20 protein-coding genes are annotated in these 19,985 nt (G+C 48.6%); 10 read left to right on the top strand and 10 right to left on the bottom strand.

All coding sequences use genetic code 11. The features are described from left to right. Positions 1-4 precede the first annotated feature (4 nt). Positions 5-409, bottom strand: coding sequence for an ExbD/TolR family protein (locus tag OXH18_RS12650; protein ID WP_268607442.1), 405 nt, complete (start codon positions 407-409; stop codon positions 5-7). Between the two features lie 3 nt (positions 410-412). After that, positions 413-1,069, bottom strand: a complete 657-nt coding sequence (locus OXH18_RS12645) for a MotA/TolQ/ExbB proton channel family protein (RefSeq protein WP_268607441.1) — start codon at positions 1,067-1,069, stop codon at positions 413-415. A 323-nt stretch (positions 1,070-1,392) separates the two neighbouring features. On the opposite strand from OXH18_RS12645, the gene OXH18_RS12640 reads away from it, so the two are divergent. The 3 genes from OXH18_RS12640 (at position 1,393) to arsH (ending at position 3,989) form a co-directional block, all read left to right on the top strand. After that, positions 1,393-2,820 carry a TonB family protein gene (locus OXH18_RS12640; RefSeq protein ID WP_268607440.1) on the top strand — a complete coding sequence of 476 codons (1,428 nt, stop codon included), beginning with the start codon at positions 1,393-1,395 and terminating at the stop codon, positions 2,818-2,820. Between the two features lie 114 nt (positions 2,821-2,934). After that, positions 2,935-3,264, top strand: coding sequence for an ArsR/SmtB family transcription factor (locus tag OXH18_RS12635; protein ID WP_268607439.1), 330 nt, complete (start codon positions 2,935-2,937; stop codon positions 3,262-3,264). Positions 3,265-3,323: 59 nt separating this feature from the next. Beyond that, complete coding sequence (arsH, locus tag OXH18_RS12630; protein WP_268607438.1) at positions 3,324-3,989, top strand: arsenical resistance protein ArsH; 666 nt, start codon at positions 3,324-3,326, stop codon at positions 3,987-3,989. Positions 3,990-4,041: 52 nt separating this feature from the next. Here the strand turns inward: arsH and OXH18_RS12625 are convergent, their stop codons facing one another. Beyond that, positions 4,042-5,775: an Rqc2 family fibronectin-binding protein gene (locus OXH18_RS12625; RefSeq protein ID WP_268607437.1), complete on the bottom strand. Its 1,734-nt coding sequence runs from the start codon at positions 5,773-5,775 to the stop codon at positions 4,042-4,044. Positions 5,776-6,105: 330 nt separating this feature from the next. Between OXH18_RS12625 and remA the strand changes: the two genes are divergently transcribed. The 6 genes from remA (at position 6,106) to OXH18_RS12595 (ending at position 9,638) form a co-directional block, all read left to right on the top strand. Then, positions 6,106-6,369: an extracellular matrix/biofilm regulator RemA gene (gene remA, locus OXH18_RS12620; protein WP_268613175.1), complete on the top strand. Its 264-nt coding sequence runs from the start codon at positions 6,106-6,108 to the stop codon at positions 6,367-6,369. 282 nt (positions 6,370-6,651) lie between these two features. Beyond that, complete coding sequence (gene gmk, locus OXH18_RS12615; protein WP_268607436.1) at positions 6,652-7,215, top strand: guanylate kinase; 564 nt, start codon at positions 6,652-6,654, stop codon at positions 7,213-7,215. Positions 7,216-7,401: 186 nt separating this feature from the next. Then, the gene (locus OXH18_RS12610; protein WP_390904323.1) at positions 7,402-8,286 is read left to right on the top strand and encodes a carbohydrate ABC transporter permease; all 885 of its coding nucleotides are present in this window, start codon (positions 7,402-7,404) and stop codon (positions 8,284-8,286) included. Positions 8,287-8,358: 72 nt separating this feature from the next. Then, complete coding sequence (gene rpsN, locus OXH18_RS12605) at positions 8,359-8,661, top strand: 30S ribosomal protein S14 (RefSeq protein ID WP_268607434.1); 303 nt, start codon at positions 8,359-8,361, stop codon at positions 8,659-8,661. Between the two features lie 269 nt (positions 8,662-8,930). After that, positions 8,931-9,272, top strand: a complete 342-nt coding sequence (locus tag OXH18_RS12600; RefSeq protein ID WP_268607433.1) for a hypothetical protein — start codon at positions 8,931-8,933, stop codon at positions 9,270-9,272. Positions 9,273-9,338: 66 nt separating this feature from the next. Beyond that, positions 9,339-9,638 carry a hypothetical protein gene (locus OXH18_RS12595; RefSeq protein ID WP_268607432.1) on the top strand — a complete coding sequence of 100 codons (300 nt, stop codon included), beginning with the start codon at positions 9,339-9,341 and terminating at the stop codon, positions 9,636-9,638. Positions 9,639-9,642: 4 nt separating this feature from the next. Here OXH18_RS12595 and rodA read toward each other — a convergent pair whose 3' ends face one another. From rodA to OXH18_RS12580, 3 genes are all read right to left on the bottom strand, one after another. Beyond that, positions 9,643-10,899: a rod shape-determining protein RodA gene (rodA, locus tag OXH18_RS12590; protein ID WP_268607431.1), complete on the bottom strand. Its 1,257-nt coding sequence runs from the start codon at positions 10,897-10,899 to the stop codon at positions 9,643-9,645. A gap of 57 nt (positions 10,900-10,956) precedes the next feature. Continuing rightward, on the bottom strand, positions 10,957-12,018 hold the full coding sequence (locus tag OXH18_RS12585; RefSeq protein ID WP_315874717.1) for an Mrp/NBP35 family ATP-binding protein: 1,062 nt from the start codon (positions 12,016-12,018) through the stop codon (positions 10,957-10,959). Positions 12,019-12,222: 204 nt separating this feature from the next. Next, a complete protein-coding gene (locus OXH18_RS12580; protein WP_268607429.1) occupies positions 12,223-12,792 on the bottom strand; it encodes an SRPBCC family protein in 570 nt (189 codons plus the stop codon). Positions 12,793-13,406: 614 nt separating this feature from the next. Here OXH18_RS12580 and hemF point away from each other — a divergent pair. Continuing rightward, positions 13,407-14,444 carry an oxygen-dependent coproporphyrinogen oxidase gene (hemF, locus tag OXH18_RS12575; protein WP_268607428.1) on the top strand — a complete coding sequence of 346 codons (1,038 nt, stop codon included), beginning with the start codon at positions 13,407-13,409 and terminating at the stop codon, positions 14,442-14,444. Positions 14,445-14,656: 212 nt separating this feature from the next. Here hemF and OXH18_RS12570 read toward each other — a convergent pair whose 3' ends face one another. The 4 genes from OXH18_RS12570 to tal form a co-directional block, all read right to left on the bottom strand. Further along, positions 14,657-15,286: a cytochrome c oxidase subunit 3 gene (locus OXH18_RS12570; protein WP_268613174.1), complete on the bottom strand. Its 630-nt coding sequence runs from the start codon at positions 15,284-15,286 to the stop codon at positions 14,657-14,659. 141 nt (positions 15,287-15,427) lie between these two features. Then, positions 15,428-17,113 carry a cytochrome c oxidase subunit I gene (gene ctaD, locus OXH18_RS12565; RefSeq protein WP_268607427.1) on the bottom strand — a complete coding sequence of 562 codons (1,686 nt, stop codon included), beginning with the start codon at positions 17,111-17,113 and terminating at the stop codon, positions 15,428-15,430. Positions 17,114-17,223: 110 nt separating this feature from the next. Next, a complete protein-coding gene (locus tag OXH18_RS12560; RefSeq protein WP_268607426.1) occupies positions 17,224-18,246 on the bottom strand; it encodes a cytochrome c oxidase subunit II in 1,023 nt (340 codons plus the stop codon). 567 nt (positions 18,247-18,813) lie between these two features. Next, positions 18,814-19,971 (bottom strand): transaldolase, encoded by a 1,158-nt coding sequence (tal, locus tag OXH18_RS12555; RefSeq protein WP_268607425.1) that lies wholly within the window; start codon positions 19,969-19,971, stop codon positions 18,814-18,816. Positions 19,972-19,985: the final 14 nt, after the last annotated feature.

Genomic DNA, 19,985 nt, shown 5'->3' with positions numbered 1-19,985 from the left:
GAAATTATGGCCGCTGGGTAGCGATTCCCAGGGTTGCTCCTTCAACCGTACGCAATTGATCCATAACTGCGATCACCTGGCCATGTTCAACTTTGGTATCGGCATTGATAATCACCAGCGCGCTGGATTCATTCTCCATCAGTACTTTAACTTGATTCGCTAATTGAGAAACTTCAATAGGTTGTCGATTCAACGATACTTGTCCTTCATCGTCGATCGTCACCGTAATACGGGTCTGCTGCTGAGATTGGGCCGTTTGCGCTTTGGGCAAATTAACAGGTAAACCTTCCGATCGAGTCAAGAACAGGGTGGCCATAATGAAAAATGTGAGAATTGCAAAAATCACATCAATCATCGGCACAATATTAATTTGGGCGGGCACATCGGGTTCATTATCGATGATTCGCATAATTTAGTCTCCCACCGCAATGGGCAGCGTATCAGGATGTCCTTCATAGCGGCACAGGTGCAACAACTCCAACTGCCCGCCATACTCTTGAATTTGAGCTAGCTGCCGTCGATAAAAGCCGCGAAAGATGTTGGCAAAAATCAGGGTAAAGATGGCCACCGTCAGTCCTGCTGCGGTTGAAATCAAGGCTTCACTGATGCCACCCGTGACAGCGATCGCGCTTTCGCTGCCCACATCGCCCAGTTGCAGCGACCCGAAGGAACGAATCAACCCCAAAATTGTACCCAGCAATCCCAGCAACGGAGCAGCGCTGATGATGATGTCGAACACAGTGTTGAAGCGGCGCAGGGTGGGCAATTCTGCCTGAGTGGCGCTCTCTAAGGCTAATCGAAATGCATTGGGCGATACCCGATCCATTTCTACGGCTTCTAAGAAAATACGGGCGATCGGTAAATCTGCCCCCTGTTTCAACTTGGCAAGTGCCATTTCAGGAGAGTTTTGATACGCCGCTAGGGCATCGCGCACTAGGCGCTTTTGGCGACGATTCACCCGATACCAGAAGAGTAACCGCTCCAAAATCAGCGCGATCGCCAAAATTGAAAACCCCAGCAGCGGAATCATGACCACTCCGCCTGCTACCAGCAAATCAAATATGAACATACAGATAAACCGATCGAAAAACTGTAAACCGTGTAACTGTTGCGAATCCTTCTCAAGTGAGCGTAAAGCTATCCGAACCTACTGTCAATATTTGCCAGGTAAATTCGATTATTAAGTTTTGTCAAGAAATCTGGCCGGTAAGGATTTGCTGCAAGTTGCGATCGCAACGGCTCTGAAAATTGCCTTGTTTAAACACTTTTACAGCCGTGATAGACTCAGGGCTTGTGGAACATTGCCAACAGACTAATCGATAGACCACCAACGAAGCCTTCCAAATTCAAGTTAAAATCTTTCTCAAGAATTAAGCCCATTCTCTTTATCTCATGACTTTTTCTCAAACGGCGGCACAACAGCGAGCGCAAGAAGCCAAAGCGCTGAAGCGATTCCTCACTTATAGTTTGGTTGGTTCGCTGGGGCTGCATGGTGTTGCCCTATTGTTGAAAGTCAACCGTCCTGAAATGGTGGAGCGAACCACTCCGGAAGAGATTCTGATTGTTGTTAGTGAACCGAGCGACTCTCCCGCAGAGGAAATGGTAGAAACCACCGAGTTAGCTGAATTACCTGAAGAAAGTGCTGCTCCTGCTGCCGCGCCCCCTCCTGATACAACCACCCTGCTCGAGGAACCCATTGCCCCCCCCGAGCCAATTGAACCCGTTGCCGAAACCCCTGTCGAAGAACCGGAAACTTTGCTGGATTCGGTAGTGCCCGATCCGCGCCCGGAGCCTGAACCGGAATCCCAACCTGACCCACCCGCTGCCTTTACTCGTCCTGAACCTGAAAGCGCACCCGATACCGAACCGCGCCGATCGATGCAAGACATTTTGCAAGAACTGCGACGAAATCGCCAGCGAACCAGCGAGGCAGCCACCAATCGCGATCGACCCGTTGGAACCGAATCAACACCCGCCCCGCGTCCGGGCAACGGCACTGATGCGGATGCGACGGCAACAGGCCCTAATCCCCCTGGTGGTGACAATGATGCGGGAGCAGGCGGCGGGTCGGCGAGTTGCCGCAGTTGTCCCAAAATTGACTATCCTGAAAGCGCCTTGGCCGAAGGAGCAGAAGGGCGGGTGCGGGTAGTGGCTGAAACTGATGAGCAAGGGCGGGTGATTGGTGTGACGCTGATTGAGTCTAGCGGTAATTCAGACTTGGATCAGGCAGTATTGGAGCAAGTTCGCCAACAATACGAGTTTGATGGGGCGGGTGCTGGCACTGCTATTCCTATCGAAGTAGACATGACGATCGAAGGCTCGTCTTATAACCGGGAAGTGCGGCGGCGGGGCGAGCGCACCGAGGTGGAATTGCCTGCTGCACCCACTGAAACCGCTGAAGAAGCACCAGAAGTGCCACAGACGGCTACGGAACCCACTACCACGCCAGACTCGCCAGACTCGACGCCAATTCCCGCAGACTCCTCTACACCTACACCCCTCTCCTCCCCTGATGCTGTAGAACCTGGGCCGATTGACCAAAGAAGCGACCCACTTGATGCACTGACATCTCCCACTGAACCCGTCCCTCCAGAACCCGAACCAACCACAATACCGGAATCCTTTGATGCGCCTGAAGAACGGCCTGCTGATTTGCCCCTTGATCTACCTGCGGAACCAGTAGAACCATTGGACCCTGAGCCACAACCCTTTGAAGAACCTGTCTTTAGCACACCAGATCCCTCTTCCTTGGATTTTGCCGAACCGGAACCCTTAGCACCAGAGCCTCTAGCACCAGAGCCGATCGCCCCCCTAAATTAGTGACACTGCCGGTCATTGTGCCTGGCGTTGGCAAAACACAGCAGAGCTGTAGCCCTGCTGCCAACTTTTCAATTGCAAACTTGCATAATTGCGCAACTATGTTAAATTAAAAGAATGGAATCTAAAACTGCGATCGAAGCGCTACTAGCCCTGGCTCAAGAAACCCGCCTTGCCGCCTATCGTTTGCTGGTACGATCGGGACCCTCTGGTTTACCTGCCGGAGAAATTGCGGCGCTCCTAGCTGCGAATCCTTCAACCTTATCTCGCCATTTAGCTCAGCTTGAGCGAGCGAATTTGGTGCGTTCTTGGCGAGTACAGCGGCAGATCTTCTATTCCATCAATTGGGCAGGAACTGGGGCATTGCTAGCGTTTTTAACAGAAGATTGCTGCAAAGCCGATCCTTCCGTCTGGTGCGATCGAACATCTGAGGATTGCACCCAATGATCATTCGGGATCTTTGCCAATTGATTCATGCCTATTATTTCTAAACGAGGTTAAACGCGATGCCCCTTGAACACAGACCCAGAATTCTGTTTTTGTATGGCTCCCTGCGCGAGCGTTCCTATAGTCGTTTGTTAGCTGAAGAAGCTGCCCGCATTATTGAGGAATTTGGAGCCGAGGTGAAGTTCTTTGACCCACGTGAATTGCCCGTTTACGGTAGTGTCCCAGATGCCCACCCCAAAGTACAGGAATTGCGCGAATTAAGCCTTTGGTCGGAAGGACAAGTGTGGTCAAGCCCGGAAATGCACGGTCAAATTACAGGCATCTTGAAAAACCAAATTGATTGGATTCCCCTCAGTTTAGGAGCCGTTCGGCCCACACAGGGCAGAACGTTAGCCGTCATGCAAGTTAGTGGCGGATCACAATCGTTTAATGCAGTTAATACCATGCGATTACTTGGACGATGGATGCGGATGTTCACCATTCCTAACCAATCCTCAGTTGCCAAAGCTTACCAAGAATTCAACGAAGATGGAACAATGAAAGACTCGCCCTATCGCGATCGTGTGATTGATGTAATGGAAGAACTTTACAAATTTACATTGCTGCTACGAGAACACACCGATTATCTTACTGATCGCTACAGTGAACGAAAACAGAAAGGAATCGAAGAATCACTTCAGAAAATCAGCGAAACGATTAATGGAGTCCAACTACAAAAGATATAGACCTTTGGAAATAAAAGTCCGTGAAACGTACCTCTTCCCGACTCCCCACTTCCTACTCCCCACCCGTAATCCGCTGCGGCTGTCCCCAAATCACGCGCTCGTGTTTATAGATTGCAATGCCTGGCTTTGCCCCCTTGGGCTTAAACACCTGCTTCGGTTCCGTGTAAATCACTGGCACTTGTTCGCTTTGACGAGCACGACTATAGTAAGCTGCCAAATCCGCCGTAAATTGCAGATCGGTTTCATCGGGGATGGCTCCTGCATCAAGCCGCAGCAACACATGGCTACCGGGAATTTCCTGCGTATGAAACCAGAGATCATAGTCACCCGCCACGCGAAACGTGAGTTGATCATTCTGGCGATTGTTGCGACCAATTAACACATCGAAGCCACTTGGAGTTTGATAGCGCAAGAAATTAGTTGTTTGGGAAGATGCTGCATGGCGATAGCGCTGATCGGGATCGTTGATGTAACCTTGATGAATTAATTCATCGCGAATTTCCATCAGCGAAGTCAAATCATCCGGCTGCTTATATTCGTTCAATTGCTCGATCGCCACCTCTACCTGTTCTAGATAATCAATTTCAGTTTGCACTTCAGCTAGCAAGGGTTCCAAGGCAGCCCGCGATCGCTTCAATTTTTGGTGGCGTTTGTAGAGGGCTTGGGCGTTTTGCACGGCATTTTTCTCTGGATTTAAAGCGATGATGACAGGCTCATTGGTGGTGAAATCTGGTAGCACCATTTGTGTCATCCCGGGTTGCCATGCTCGCAGGTAAGCCATTAACAAATCGGCTTGTTCCCGATAGCGATCGGCATCCTCCGATTGAGTCAAGCGCGTTCGAAAATCTTGGGCTTTGCTGTGCAACTTCTTCAGCAAACTGCTCAGTTTTTGGCTGAGTTGGTGGCGCAGTTGCCCAAATTCCTGTTGATTCAGTTGATCAGTGTAGTAGCGATGCAGCAGCACTTGTACGCTTTTCTCGGGGTTGGTAGCTCCCCAGCCCATCACCGTATAGCCGCCCTCTGCTAGCCAGCCGGGTTGAAACTGCTTCTGCTCAAGCGCCTGTAGCCACTGTTGCCACCGATCGAACAGGCGTTGCCAATCAGATTCTTGCAAAGTCTCAGTGGATTGCTCTGGGGTTAACTCGGCTGCCTGAAGCATCGATCGCAGCAACGCCGAACTCAAGCCCCGATAGTTCTTCAGCAAATTGCGTAACAATGGCCCGGGAACCAAGCTTACCCGTTCCTGCCAGCGCTGTTTCGGTTCCTCCAGACTGGGTATGGGGTCGGTCAAAGCGGGTGGCACTTCGTAAAGTTGTGAGGTTTGAATCGTGCGAACACTCGATTGCTGACTGTTGACTTGATGCGCGGCTGTCACAATTAGGTTGGACGAATTGGTGAGGATCACATTACTGTATTTGCCCATAATCTCGACATACAAATGCCAGAGAATAGGATCACCAGGACGTTGGGCAAACTGCAAATCGGCTACGCGCTCCCAGGGGGCAATTGTTTCGATCGCTACTAAGGCCAACCCGCTCATCTGATGCCGCAACTGCTGACTGAAGGTAAAGGTGTCGGGCGTTCGGGGTGGAGCCTCTCCTATACATAGCCGAGCAGCATTAGGATGCCAAGACAATGTTAACCAACCGCGCTGCTTCAAGGTGCGCAAAGCCAAGGCAACCGTATACCGATCGCATCGATAGACCTGCTCTAGGCGGGCGGGCAGCCAATCTGCTTGTAGTTCTGCGCAGGTGGCAGTGAAAGTGGTGAAGTCTACAGGTTGCACGGCAGAAGAGGTGGAATTAGGGGTTGAGGGGTAAAGAGGAGTTAGGGATTGGGAGGCGGAAGCTAGGTTGGCTATCCCTTTTTAGCTAACCTAATCAGCAGCAGTTTGACATTAATTATCTAAACTCAAAGTTTTAGTTTTTCTTCATATTTCTACTTTATCCCACTCCTTGTTCCACTTCTGGCTTGTTCTCACTGCCTATCTCAACGGCAGGTCTTACCGTGTTTCTTTCTTCATCCACTCTTTTTTTATCTTGTTGGTCAAAATTTTTGCCGATACCATTGGAAATAAGCTGTTAGTATCCTCTGGCTGGGTGATTTAAATTACATGATGGACATTAAGCTGGTGAATATCGGCTTTGGCAACATCGTTTCTGCCAACCGAGTCATTGCCATCGTTAGCCCGGAATCCGCACCGATTAAGCGAATTATTAGCGATGCTCGCGATCGCGGTCAGCTAATCGATGCCACCTATGGGCGCAGAACAAGAGCGGTCATTATTACAGATTCAGGACATGTTGTGCTGTCAGCAATTCAGCCTGAAACGGTAGCAAATCGCTTTGTGATTCATAAAGGAGACCACGGAGATAGTTAGTGCTTGGGGTTTAAAAAGGTTTTGAGGGTGAATTGAACTGAAACAGGACGATTCACACCTTAGACCTTAAGTTCAAGTCCTGGAAATGCAAAACTCACTGTCCTAAGCGGTTTGATGGCAACTCAACAAGGTATACTGAATCACAATTTCTTATCGTGTCGGCGATCGAGATACAGATCAATCAGGTTTCCTAGTCAATCATCGAGTCGCGTGTCTAATTGATGAGTATCTAAAAACGTATCTAGTTGAGTACCCCAATCTATTGAATTTCGAGATCCAACCATGGCAATAGGTAAACTGATTGTATTAACTGGACCAAGCGGCGTGGGCAAAGGAACACTGCTGCGATCGCTGTTACAACGGCATCCAGAACTCTATTTTTCCGTATCTGTGACGACGCGCCCGCCTCGACCGAGTGAAACTAACGGACAACACTACTATTTCGTTAGTCGTGCGGAATTTGACCGGATGGTACTCAATAACGAGTTACTAGAATGGGCAGAGTTTGCCGGAAATTGCTATGGGACACCTCGCCGTCCTGTAGAGGAAAATATTCGCCAAGGGCGCTGGGTGGTACTGGAAATTGAACTGGAAGGCGCAAGACAAATTCGCCAAAACTTTCCAGAAGCCTTTCAAATTTTCATTTTGCCACCTTCTCTGCTGGAACTGGAATATCGCCTGCGCAGTCGCGGACATGATTCTGAAGAGTCGATCGCCCGTCGTTTAGAACGCGCGAAATCTGAAATTCCGGCGGCCCATGAGTTTGATATTCAAGTGGTCAATGATGATATTGAAAAAGCACTCGAACGCATCGAAGAAGCCCTATTTACACCCGTGGGTGTTTAGCCGCAAGCTTGCAGCCATAGATGAAGAATGAAAAATAAGCCAGAAGGGTTTTTCTGAAGTTCACTTCTAGGCACAGTTAATACAATTGACACAAGCTTCTGGACAGACGCGGAGTTTGGTCTCGTTTAGGGGACACTTTTTATCGTTATGCTTTAGACTTTACCCTAACTTCCTATCTCCAACCTCTTGCCCGTGTATCGCCAACGCCTCACCCCTTATCTGTTCCTACTGCCAGCCCTGCTAATTTTGGGGCTAACTGTTTTTTATCCGGCGCTGCAAGCGTTTTATCTGAGCTTCACTCGCTACGAGTACGATATTACACAACCGCCGTTGTGGATTGGGTTAGAAAATTTTCGACGACTGTTGAGCGATCGGGTGTTCTGGAAAACCCTAACCAATACACTAATTTATTTGATTGGTGTAGTTCCAATTCTAGTGATAGCACCGCTGGGCCTTGCTATTTTGGTGAATCAAACCTTGCCAGGTATTCGCTGGTTCCGTGCCGCCTATTACACACCCGTGGTGATTTCCATGGTGGTGGCAGGGATTGCCTGGCGCTGGTTGTATGCCGAAACCGGATTGTTCAACCAACTGCTGCGGGCCTTGCGCCTAACCCAAGATGGCATTCCTTGGCTGACTAGCCCCAATTTTGCTTTGTTCAGCGTTATGGCTGTCACCATTTGGAAAGGATTAGGATACTACATGGTGATTTATCTAGCGGGGTTACAATCGATTCCCGCCGATTTGTATGAGGCAGGGGCGATCGATGGTTCTGATGGTTGGCGCAAACATTGGGATATTACGGTTCCTTTGATGCGCCCCTACTTGTTTCTGGTAGCTGTAATTTCTGCTATTTCAGCCACCAAAGTCTTCGAGGAAGTCTATATCATGACTCAGGGGGGGCCGCGCAATAGCTCCAAGACGCTGGTCTATTACATCTATGAAAGCGCTTTTCAAGATCTCGAAATCAGCTATGCCTGTACGATCGGGCTAGTGATGTTCTTACTGATTCTGACCCTGTCGCTGCTGCGGCTCTCGTTAAACCGTCAGCCTGCCGATCTGAGGTTCTAGTCAAGCTATTCACGCTGCTAAAGAATTCGATATAATGGAAAATGCTACTTAATGAGGGTTCCAAATTTTTTCATGGCAAAAAAGAGCATGATTGAGCGTGAGAAGAAGCGCGAAAAGCTAGTAGAAAAATACGCTCAGAAACGACAGGATCTACTAGAGCAGTTTGCTGCGGCTGAAACTCAGCAAGAAAAAATTGAAATTCACCGCAAAATTCAGCAGTTGCCCCGCAATAGCGCTCCGACTCGATTGCGCAATCGCTGCTGGAAGACTGGTCGCCCCAGAGGCTATTACCGCGACTTTGGGTTATCTCGTCACGTTCTTCGGGAAATGGCGCACGAGGGGTTGTTGCCCGGTGTAGTGAAATCCAGTTGGTAAGCTGAGTTAGTCGTAGGACTATTGGCTTGGGTCATCTTCAGGTTGTGCTGTAGCTAGGATAGCTAGATGACCAGACTAGAGGACTCAGTTTTACGGTTATCTATTTTACAGTTATTGTCACTTTGAAATATGCTCGACGACGATCGCTCCGGTGCTGGTGGCGATCGTTCTGGTTTTTTTGGCTACTATTTTTAGAGATTGTTTTAATCTTCTGAGTGGCGATTGTTGTGGTTCCTTCCTCTCTTTTCATTTCTTCGTTTTCATCCATCTTGTCACCAGTTCATCCCTACCCCTACGGCTACACGTTTTACAGTCCTGGTGGACATTTCACCTATCGAGTCCTTGGGCCCTGTTGTCGCCTGTTCGATCGCGAAGAATTACCTTGGCCGTGCTGTCGCCTGGAATGGCGCGGTAAGGAACCGAGTTGGCGGCGCATTGGCAAACGCTTTATTCCTGACATGGCCACTAAAAACAGCCCCTCTTATAGTGTTGAAGTGATTGGGCAAGAATACTCAGGACGGCAGTTTGTCGTGACGTTGTACCATGTAAAGCTATCGCCAACGGAGCGGGAGTGGTGGTATGAAGCAATACGACGAAAGGATGAGCAATAGAGGAACAATAGACACGATGAGATGCGCGAAATTACACGAAATTACAAATTAAGCGAGATCGAAGCAATGGCTAAAAACTATAGGCTGAGCCTAGGGGATATTGTGCGGTTAAAACACCCTTACCGCTCCCAAGATTGGGCAGCGCGAAAATCGAGTAGTTGGCGAGGATTTGAGTTCGGCATTGTGGCAGAGTTTGGGGATGACGAAAAAGTTAGCCTCTTTCTGTATGATGCAGACGGTCAACTTTTTCTTGTGCCTGCCCTGTCACCACAGGCTTTGGTGATTCCAACCTATGTAGAATTTGATGTAACCGAGCTAGTGCGCTATGAAATTGTCACCGAGTCGGGCTATAGCAGTCTTGAATAGCGCTTCAGAACTTCAAGCGATGGCGATGATTGTTAACCGATTCTACTAGCCCGATCGCAATGAAGTTGGTTAACAGTGCGGCTCGACCATAACTCAGCCAAGGCAATGGAATGCCAGTGACTGGTGCCAGTCCAATAGTCATGCCAATGTTGATCAAAACCTGAAATACAATCATCGATAATACCCCGATCGCCAGCAGCGATCCAAAATTATCTTTAGCATTTTGAGCAATCAGCACTAGCCGCAAACAAATCAGCCAAAAAATCAACAAAACGAGCGCGCAGCCAACAAAGCCCAATTCTTCCCCGATCGCTGAAAAAATAAAATCGGTGTGTTGTTCTGGAATAAAGCTTAACTGCGTTTGGGTGCCCTGATTTAGCCCACGCCCGAACAACTGCCCGGCTCCAATGGCAATGCGAGATTGAATCAAGTGATAGCCACCGCCTAACGGATCTTGATCGGGGTTGAGAAACAATGCCAGGCGATCGCGTTGGTACGGTTGCAGCAACTGTTCCCAAACAAATTTTCCAAGTCCCCCGGCAATCAAATTCACAACCGCCACGCCAAATGCTCCAGTCCAAGCCCACGGCAAGGTGCGCCAAGCAATCATGACCATCAGCACCACCCATACCAACCAGCCGGGTAGAAATAGCCCAAACAAAAAGGCAGAAGCGATCGGTGACATTAAAAGGATCAGCCAACCCGGGTTTGCATTGCCCCAGTACAACATGCCTAACGTAATTGCACCGAAGACCAGCGATGTTCCTAAGTCTGGTTGCAGCATGATTAATCCCCAAGGCAGAGCGGTAATCAGCAAAATTTTGAGCACCATGGCGATTGTTGAGGCACCTCGTTCTTGCATCACTGCTGCCAAGGTGACAATGACACCTACTTTGGCAAATTCAGACGGTTGAACATAGAACTCACCCACAGCTACCCAACTCTGGGCCCCGTTGGCCGTTGTTCCCAAGAAAATAACAATTAGTAGCCCCACATTGGTCAGGGCATAGATAATCCAGCGCCACTGAATCAAATTTTCGTACCGCCATCGGGCAATCATCAAGGTCAAACCCATACCAACGCCGCCCGTAATCCAATGTTGCCACCAGGTACCAGTATCGTGGTGCAACTCTACGCTGCGAATGGCGACGCCACCAAAAACGGTGAGTCCGACAACAAGGGCAAACAAGAGCCAATCAAACTCCTGCCACGGTTGCAACAATGCTTTCCAATTGAGGCGACTAAAGGATCGTTGGAGCATAAGGAACGGGGGTGGGGGTTAGAGGTTCGTGAGCCTTTTCGAGCGAGAGTTTGGGAATTAGGACAGGGCTGCAACGGAGACCCTAGCGGCAATCTGTTGAGCGATCGCCATTAATGCTTGTGCTGATATAGACGCTGGAGAGTCAATAACAATGGGAATTCCTCGGTCGCCACCTTCTCGAACGGGCATTTCCAGAGGAACACAGCCCAAGAGGGGCAGTCCAAGTTCTTGAGAGGTTTTTTCACCGCCCCCAGAGCCAAAAATATCGTACTGGCGATCGGGCAGATCGGGTGGTACAAAGTAGCTCATATTTTCAACAATACCCAAAACTGGAACTTGCAGTTGTTGAAACATGCGCAACCCGCGTCGAGCATCTTGTAACGCAACCGATTGCGGGGTTGTGACAATAACCGCACCTGCCATCGGGACTGCCTGTGCCAGGGTCAACTGGGCATCACCAGTTCCAGGTGGCATGTCTACGATTAAGTAATCTAGGTCGCCCCACTGAACTTGGTAAAGAAATTGACGGATAATGCCATTCAACATAGGGCCGCGCCAAATCACGGGTTGATCAAAGTCGATCAAAAAGCCCATCGAAACTAGCTTCACACCGTAATTAAAGGCAGGTTCTAGGATTTCACCATTGGCCGTTTGCTGTACCGTTACCTTGGCATTGCCCAAACCTAGCATCATTGGCGTGTTGGGGCCATAGATATCAGCATCAATCACCCCTACCTTTGCCCCTAACTGAGCCAGCGCCACCGCCACATTCACCGCCACGGTGCTTTTACCGACTCCACCTTTACCACTGGAAACTGCCAAGATATTTTTAACACCAGCAATGCCAGCGCGATCGGGCAAGGCTTTCTGTTGCGGAGTTTCAGCCGTAACATCTACAACAACGGTATCTACACCTGGTAAAGTTTTGACGGCCCGTTCACAATCTTCCACGATAAATTGGCGCAAAGGGCAGGCAGGAGTGGTTAAAACCAACGTGAAGCTAACCTTACCGTGATCCACCTGAACATTCCGAATCATATTCAAGTCAACTAAGCTTTTGCGAAGTTCAGGATCTTGCACCGGCCGCAGCACCTCTAGTACGGTACTTGTATCAAGCATTGTAGGCATTGTGTTCTCCACCCTCGTCATCCTCAGATCGTCTAGACACTCCTAGGCACTAAGATCATCTAAGCATAAGTTCCTAGCTTACGGCCTATTGTAGAGCAGACCCGACTGAGCCGAAGGGCAAAGCGTTGGATGAAGACGCTCGATCAAAGGGTTAAAAGCCTACTTTTCTGCTTTTTCCCACTGCTATCCCAACTCCTACCCTCGAACTCCTAATCCCCAACCCATGCCAAGGGACAAGAAAACCAACAGCAAGTCTAAATTGGGTTTAGAGGTACCTGGTGACGGGGACTCTGTTTGTTGGAGATCGCGCTCGGCTGCTTGTGCCAACTCACTGGCAACCCGGGCTGCATAAGGACGAATGACCGACCACACCAACGGCGACAGCCACCCCCGTAAGGTAGCCGAATAAGACACTCGCGTGCCGCACAACGTGGATTCCATCCGATAGGTGACTCGTTCTTCCAGTCCTGGCAAGGCATAAATTCGCACGCTTAACAGTTCGTTGGGCTGGACTCGTTCGACAAAAATCCGGATGGAGATTGGGAAAAGCCGACTGACTGCTTGATAAATTAAACCGGGTTTAGGAATTAATCCGTAGGGAACATTGGTACGAACCAACAGCGGATGCCAAGAAACATCTGCTAAATCAACCACTTTTCGCCAAAGATCATCCACCGAAGCGGAACTGAGAACATGATAAGTTCCAGCTAGCGGCGGCAAGCCATTGAAGGGTCTATGAATCAATTTGCACCAGAAGCTTGACATTTTAGGTCATCTCCCGCATCTAAACGTTACCAAAATCCGCTTGGCAGACGACATGGTGTTATTCATCTCAGTATTAACCCCAGGATGGCTGCCCTATCGATGGATTTCTTTAGCTTATCTATTGTAATCTAGACGATCGGTTCAATTGGTCAAGCAGGTATCTCTAGTTCCGTACTTTGAGTAGAACTTAGTAGAACTTAGTAGAACTCAAATATCGAATATCAATGAATTGCAGGAAGGCTGTTAGGGTTTGCTTCTTCTTCTTTCAACCCATTCGCAGTGATCACGTTGTCCTGATGATGAAAGCCGTAGTCTTAAGATTTGCAGTAGTCTTAAGATTTGCAACAATCTAACGAAGCTTATTTGTGAAGCTTCGTTACATTCATTTATCGATTCATCTGAGGGGACAAATTCGGTATAGCCTAGATTGAGGTTAAACAATAACGATCGATTCCGGAGATTCTAGGCGTTTGACTGAGTTTGGGTAAGCCCTGCTAAGTTGGAAGTAGATGGAATTGATTGACTGTTTGCCTTTGAGTTTCACGTTCGTCTCTATATGGTTGTTTCAACTCTCACGAGTTGTTTGTCGATAATTAGCCGCATCTTTTGAAGTTATGGTGAAATCCTTTCCTGATAAAAAAAACTCGCCTACTCGATCGTTGCCTCCGGCTGATTCGCGAGAGCGGGTTAGCGAGTTTTTAAGAACGTTACAGGATCACATTTGTCAAGGGCTAGAAGCCCTCGACGGCGAAGGAACCTTTCAGGAAGATAGCTGGGTGCGCGATGAGGGGGGCGGTGGTCGTTCTCGCGTGATGAAGGGTGGCGGCGTATTTGAGCAAGGCGGCGTCAACTTTTCTGAGATTTGGGGAAAAGACTTACCACCTTCAATTTTGGTGCAGCGCCCAGAAGCGGCTGGACATGGATTTTATGCAACTGGCACATCGATGGTGTTGCATCCACGTAATCCCTACATTCCAACCGTTCACCTCAACTATCGCTACTTTGAGGCGGGTCCTGTGTGGTGGTTTGGTGGAGGCATTGACCTCACTCCCTACTATCCTTTCCTGGAAGATGTGGTGCATTTTCATCAAACGCTCAAAGCTGCCTGCGATCGACATCATCCTGAGTACTACCCAAACTTTAAGCAGTGGTGTGATGAGTACTTTTACTTGAAGCACCGCAAGGAAACGCGAGGTGTGGGCGGGATCTTCTTTGACTACCAAGATGGATTTGGCAAGCTTTATCGAGGCCCTGATCCAGATGGCCCTGCCGCTACTCACAGCAACACCGTCGGGGAGCTAGAAGCTCGCAGTTGGGAAGAAATATTTGCCTTCATTCAAGATTGTGGCAATGCGTTTTTGCCTGCCTATGTTCCCATCGCCGAACGTCGTCGCCACACCGAGTGGGGCGATCGAGAGCGTCAGTTTCAATTGTATCGCCGGGGTCGTTATGTAGAATTTAACCTGGTGTACGATCGAGGTACAATCTTTGGGCTGCAAACCAATGGCCGAATTGAATCCATTCTGATGTCACTGCCGCCAATGGTGCGCTGGGAATATAACTATCAACCAGAAGCAGGCTCTCGCGAGGCGCAATTGTATGAAACGTTTCTTAAGCCCCAAGATTGGTTGAACTGGAAGACCGAGGATTGAGGTCAGATAAGAGTAAGCGGTAAGTAAATATCTGCCTGGAACGAATCAGAGAAAAATTAGTTAAAACGTCAAACCATTGGGTGGGCATGGCTCACCCATTCTCTTTAAAACTTTAAAAAGAGAAGCAGGTAGATGAAACACATAGCAAAACAATAGGGCACTGCCGCGACAATGCCCTCCTCTGCGTCTTTGATTGAAATGAACACTGGACTTTAGAATTGCGTCAAGATATAGAGCAAGGCAAACAACACAATCCAGATGATATCGACAAAGTGCCAATAGATTTCTGCCATTTCAATCCCTGTGTGTTTGTGAGACGAATAATGCCCTGGACGGCGCGATCGCCACAGCACCCCCAGAATGAGCAGCAGTCCCACAAATACGTGCAGCCCGTGGAAGCCCGTCATCACATAGAAGCAGTTGGCAAAAATATTGGTTTTTAAGCCATAGCCCAGCGTGGCATATTCATACGCCTGACCTGCTAGGAAGATGGCTCCCATAATGGCGGTGATAATATACCACTTGCGCATTCCCGCTACATTATCTTTCTTAATAGCGACATCGCCATAGTGAATCACAAAGCTACTAGAAACCAGAATAATCGTGTTGATAGTCGGTAACAGTAGCTCGACTTCGGTGCCTTCAGGCGGCCAGCTTGTCGCCGCACCGCGCAGCAACAAATAGGTGGCAAACAATCCCCCAAACATTAGGGATTCTGAAATCAAGAAGGTGACTAATCCCCACACTCGTAGATCAGGATGCTCCTCGTGATGCTCGATCGGAGCCGCCGGAGCGTGAGAATTCAGTTCCGCTTTCGTGGGATCAATGGTGGAACCTTGCATAAGCTTAAAGCGCTCGTCGAAATGAAACAGTAAATGAGTTATGCACAAATCATAGGGAATGAGGTGATCGGTAATCGGTAATTGAAATAGCGGTTTGCGAGTACGCCGTTTCCGATACCCATTACCGACCACCATCTGGGTTTATCGAGTTGCAGACGGTTCTGGCGGAATAGCTTCACCATAGCCATTGCCGTTGGCACTGTGGCCATTCATGCCATAGTCATAGGGACCATGAGTGACAACAGGCAATACTTCCCAGTTCTCGATAATGGGCGGAGAATCAGTTGTCCACTCTAGGGTCAATGCATTCCAAGGATTGCCGCCCGCTTTTTTACCGTATCTCCAACTCCAAATGGCGTTGATGATAAATGGGACTGTGGAGAACGCCAGAATGAATGCACCGATCGTGCAGATGACATTAATGTGAGCAAACTGCGGATCATACATTGCAACCCGACGCGGCATTCCTTTCAGACCCAATTCGTGCATAGGCAGGAAAGTTAGATTTGCACCAATCAGCGTCAATGCAAAGTGAATGCGTCCTAACGTTTCATTCATCATCCGTCCGGTCATTTTGGGAAACCAGTGATAGATACCGGCATAGATACCAAACACCGAGCCACCAAAAAGAACGTAGTGGAAGTGTGCCACCACATAATAGGTGTCGTGTACGTGAATGTCTACCGGGGCTGTTCCCAGAGTCACACCGCTTAAACCACCTAACACGAACATAATCAGCAGACCGATTGCAAACAGCATGGCACTGGTATAGCGAATCTTACCGCCCCACAGGGTAGCCACCCAACTGAAAATTTTCACCCCTGTGGGAACAGCCACAATCAACGTGGAGATGGTGAAAAATAAGCGCATCCAGGGTGGTGTACCACTGGTAAACATGTGGTGCACCCAGACGAACAATCCCACTAAGCAAATCGCCAAACTGGAGTAGGCGATCGCCTTGTAACCAAAGATGGGCTTACGGGCGTGAACGGGAATCACTTCCGACATAATGCCGAATATCGGCAGAATCATCAGATACACGGCTGGGTGGGAATAGAACCAGAACAAGTGCTGATACATCACCACCTGTCCACCGGCTTCGGGTTTAAAGAAAGCCGTGCCAAAGTTGATGTCGAACAGTAACAGCCCTAGTCCTACTGCCAGGACAGGGGTAGAAACCAGCGCCAGAATCGACGTGGCAAAAATTGCCCAGCAAAACAGTGGCAGTTGATCCCATTTTTGGCTGGGAACGCGCATTTTGACCAGAGTGACGACAAAGTTCACTGAACCCAAAATGGAGGACGTTCCAGCTAGTACCAGCGACAGAATCCACATGGATTGGGCAGTGTTAGCAGTGATTTCGCTCAGCGGTGGATAAGAAGTCCAGCCTGCTTGCGCCCCCCCGAAAAAGAAGCTGCCCATCAACAGCAACCCAGCGGGAGGCACCATCCAAAAAGCCAGAGCATTCAGTTTCGGAAACGCCATATCTCGCGCACCAATCATCAGCGGTACTAAGTAGTTACCAAAGCCGCCAATCGATGCCGGAACAATCCACATGAAGATCATGATGGTTCCGTGGTTGGTGAGAAAGGCATTGTAGAGATTGGGATCAAGGAAGTCTGGATCGGGCGTGGCTAACTCCGTGCGCATGGCAACAGCCATCAGCCCTCCAATTAAGTAAAAAATGAAGGTCGTCACCAAGTATTGAATTCCGATCACCTTGTGGTCAATATTGAAGGTGAAATAGTCATACCACTTCCACGCTTTATGTGTGGTGTGGTGTTCGGTATAGACTTGGCTACCGACGGGTACTTCTGCTTGGGTCATAGCGGTTGCAGGAATCGTCGTTATGTAGAATGAGTCAAATGTGAATGAATCAAGCGTAGATGGGGCAAATTGGTTGGAGCTTTTCAATCAAGCTCCCAGGTGTCAGAGATTTAAGAGTCGTGCGCGACATGGAGATGAGTCAGAGCATCGGTAGGAATTCCCATGGCTTGAGACACAGGTGCAAGAAACTCGATGGCACTCATGTCAGCTGGATTCGTAGCGACTGTTGAATCAACGGGTTGCTCCGCCACTACGCGATTTTCATCAAGCCACTGATCAAACTCTTCTTGAGGATGCACAACAACCTGCGATCGCATGCCACCGTGATAAGCTCCACACAGTTCCGTGCAGACGACTGGATAGGTTCCAGGTTTAGTAGCGACAAATCGCAATTCGGTTTTAAGACCAGGAATCGCATCTTGCTTCAAGCGGAACTGGGGAACCCAAAACGAGTGAATCACATCTTGAGCGGATAGATTCAACTGCACGTCTCGACCAACGGGTACATGTAGCTCTCCAGTGGTAATGTTGTCTCCCGGATAGTTGAATAGCCAGGCGTACTGCATTCCAGTGACATTAACGACCAAATCTGCTGGTTTGATTTGATCTTGATCAGGGCTACCGAAACCATAGTAAGGACGAACCTCATCGGAAGATGTGCCTTCGGACTCTGCCATCAGTGGCATTACATCGCCAGCGATCGGCTCCCCTTCTGGCATTTGTGCCACCAGCGTTGAGGGGGAACCGTGAGCCATGACGGCATGATCCCCTGGGTTTAATCCACCCATTTCTTGGAAAACCGCCACGCTGTAAACGCCAAGTCCAATCACAATAATGGCTGGGATCGCTGTCCAAAATGCCTCTAGGGGCAGGTTTCCTTCGATCGGTTCTCCGTCCGTTTCGTCTCCTTCGCGTTTGCGGAACATGATCATAAACGCCACCAGCGCGCCTTCAACAACCAAAAATAGCGCAGTAGCGATGATCATCATGGTGTTGAACAGGTTGTCAACCAGGGGAGCTTGCTCTGAGGCTTGCTCCGGCAGGAGACCATGATTTTGACCAACCCAAATGCTAATTAGGGTAATGACAACACCTGCGACAAGGGTTAGCAAGGAAATAGGAATTTGCTTCATATCTCTAGGTTAAGCGACCTATCATAGGATTGGGTACGGAAGATGATTCGGTTCAACGGTGCCAGCAGAAATCGAATCAGCCCCACAACCCGAGTCAAACGTGCTTGATACTTTGGACTTTGATGCTTTGGACTTCGTTTTTTGATCGAGTGTTATTTGATTCAACTAGCAACTCAAGATACGATCGAACGCCATCACTATCAGGTTAAGCCGTTGAAATTGGGAACGGACTGCTTCTTAACATAGTTATAAGGATCATTTTCAGACAGATGCAGTGACCGCAAAGCTCGTTTTCATCTGGCTTTTAGGGCATTTTTAAAGAGCTTTTGCTAGCAATTTTTATTTCTTTAGCATTGGAAGTAAAAATTGTGCTGAAGCGTGATCAGCGATACGATTACAGCTGATTCGAAGAAACGCTTGATCGCAATATTACAGATTTATGTTAAGAATTGCTACTTAAATTTATTTACAGAAAAGCGCATTCCTGACATGCAGAAACACGCTTTGCAGATTGTTCAATGTTTAATTAGAGTCAACATCCGCAACTCCACTCTATTGCCAAAGGCGTTATGACTTTGCCACAGTCATTTGATCAACCTTGTCTTGAATTGATTGCATCAGCGACTCAAAGGGTTGTACAAACTTGTCAATTCCTTCTTGCATGACCTCATCCATAACTTCATCGAGATCAATAGCAATATCTGGGTCGTTCAAGCTTTCAATCAACTGATAGGCTTCTGAGATGTTCGACTCAATGCGATCGGCCATAATTTCACAGTGATCTTCACAGGCATCGATCGTATTTGGAGGCAACGTGTTTACTGTATTGCGCCCCACCAATTCATTGACGTACATCACATCGTTATAGTCGGGATTCTTAGTGCTAGTACTAGCCCACAGTAGCCGCTGCACATTTGCACCCTGCTTAGCTAACCGTTGCCAACGCTCGCTCGCAGTGATCTTCTTGAAAGTTTGGTAAGCAATTTTGGCATTAGCAATGGCGACTTTACCCAAAACTTGCCGCAAACGCGCTTCATTATTAAGGGTATCGGTACCCACCTGCCTCAGCCGCTCTTGAATACGATCGTCCACATTCGTGTCAATGCGGCTCAAGAAGAAACTAGCCACAGAGGCCAATTTGTGGATGGACTGATTCTGGTCTACCCGCCGCTCCAATCCTCGCATATAAGCTTCAGCGGTCTTTTCATAGCTTTCTACCGAGAATAGCAATGTAATGTTGACGTTGATGCCATCAGCAATTACCTGTTCAACCGCAGGAAAACCTTCCGGTGTACCTGGAATTTTAATCATGACATTCGGTCGATCGATTGCTTGATAAAAGCGGCGAGCTTCATCGATCGTGCCTTGCGTATCTCGTGCCAAGTTTGGCGACACTTCAATACTAACGTAGCCATCTAGCCCATCCGTTGCTTCATAAACGGGTTGAAAAATATCACAGGCTTTGCGAATATCATCGAAAACTAGCGACTCGTAAATTTCCACTGGCGATCGTCCAGCTTTAATGCCTGCTTCTATATCTGCATCATAGAGATCGCTGCTAGATATCGCCTTCTGAAAAATGGCCGGATTTGACGTAAGACCCGTGATTTTACCAGCCTCGACCATTTGCTTTAATTTGCCAGACTGAATTAGCTGACGATTCAAGTTATCCATCCAGATACTTTGACCAGACTCCCGAATTTTGAGAAGTGGATCAGTTGCCATTGATTTTGTCCCTC

It is taken from the genome of Thermocoleostomius sinensis A174 (assembly GCF_026802175.1).
Taxonomy (GTDB): domain Bacteria; phylum Cyanobacteriota; class Cyanobacteriia; order Elainellales; family Elainellaceae; genus Thermocoleostomius; species Thermocoleostomius sinensis.
Note: the sequence above shows the minus strand (reverse complement) of the source record. Positions and strands in the feature narration are given on the sequence as shown.

Excerpts from the sequence above, each read along its gene's own strand:
- OXH18_RS12650 (WP_268607442.1), bottom strand. The coding sequence starts at position 409 with ATGCGAATCATCGATAATGAACCCGATGTGCCCGCCCAAATTAATATT.
- OXH18_RS12645 (WP_268607441.1), bottom strand. The coding sequence starts at position 1,069 with ATGTTCATATTTGATTTGCTGGTAGCAGGCGGAGTGGTCATGATTCCG.
- OXH18_RS12640 (WP_268607440.1), top strand. The coding sequence starts at position 1,393 with ATGACTTTTTCTCAAACGGCGGCACAACAGCGAGCGCAAGAAGCCAAA.
- OXH18_RS12635 (WP_268607439.1), top strand. The coding sequence starts at position 2,935 with ATGGAATCTAAAACTGCGATCGAAGCGCTACTAGCCCTGGCTCAAGAA.
- arsH (WP_268607438.1), top strand. The coding sequence starts at position 3,324 with ATGCCCCTTGAACACAGACCCAGAATTCTGTTTTTGTATGGCTCCCTG.
- remA (WP_268613175.1), top strand. The coding sequence starts at position 6,106 with ATGGACATTAAGCTGGTGAATATCGGCTTTGGCAACATCGTTTCTGCC.
- gmk (WP_268607436.1), top strand. The coding sequence starts at position 6,652 with ATGGCAATAGGTAAACTGATTGTATTAACTGGACCAAGCGGCGTGGGC.
- rpsN (WP_268607434.1), top strand. The coding sequence starts at position 8,359 with ATGGCAAAAAAGAGCATGATTGAGCGTGAGAAGAAGCGCGAAAAGCTA.
- OXH18_RS12595 (WP_268607432.1), top strand. The coding sequence starts at position 9,339 with ATGGCTAAAAACTATAGGCTGAGCCTAGGGGATATTGTGCGGTTAAAA.
- rodA (WP_268607431.1), bottom strand. The coding sequence starts at position 10,899 with ATGCTCCAACGATCCTTTAGTCGCCTCAATTGGAAAGCATTGTTGCAA.
- OXH18_RS12585 (WP_315874717.1), bottom strand. The coding sequence starts at position 12,018 with ATGCTTGATACAAGTACCGTACTAGAGGTGCTGCGGCCGGTGCAAGAT.
- OXH18_RS12580 (WP_268607429.1), bottom strand. The coding sequence starts at position 12,792 with ATGTCAAGCTTCTGGTGCAAATTGATTCATAGACCCTTCAATGGCTTG.
- hemF (WP_268607428.1), top strand. The coding sequence starts at position 13,407 with ATGGTGAAATCCTTTCCTGATAAAAAAAACTCGCCTACTCGATCGTTG.
- OXH18_RS12570 (WP_268613174.1), bottom strand. The coding sequence starts at position 15,286 with ATGCAAGGTTCCACCATTGATCCCACGAAAGCGGAACTGAATTCTCAC.
- ctaD (WP_268607427.1), bottom strand. The coding sequence starts at position 17,113 with ATGACCCAAGCAGAAGTACCCGTCGGTAGCCAAGTCTATACCGAACAC.
- OXH18_RS12560 (WP_268607426.1), bottom strand. The coding sequence starts at position 18,246 with ATGAAGCAAATTCCTATTTCCTTGCTAACCCTTGTCGCAGGTGTTGTC.
- tal (WP_268607425.1), bottom strand. The coding sequence starts at position 19,971 with ATGGCAACTGATCCACTTCTCAAAATTCGGGAGTCTGGTCAAAGTATC.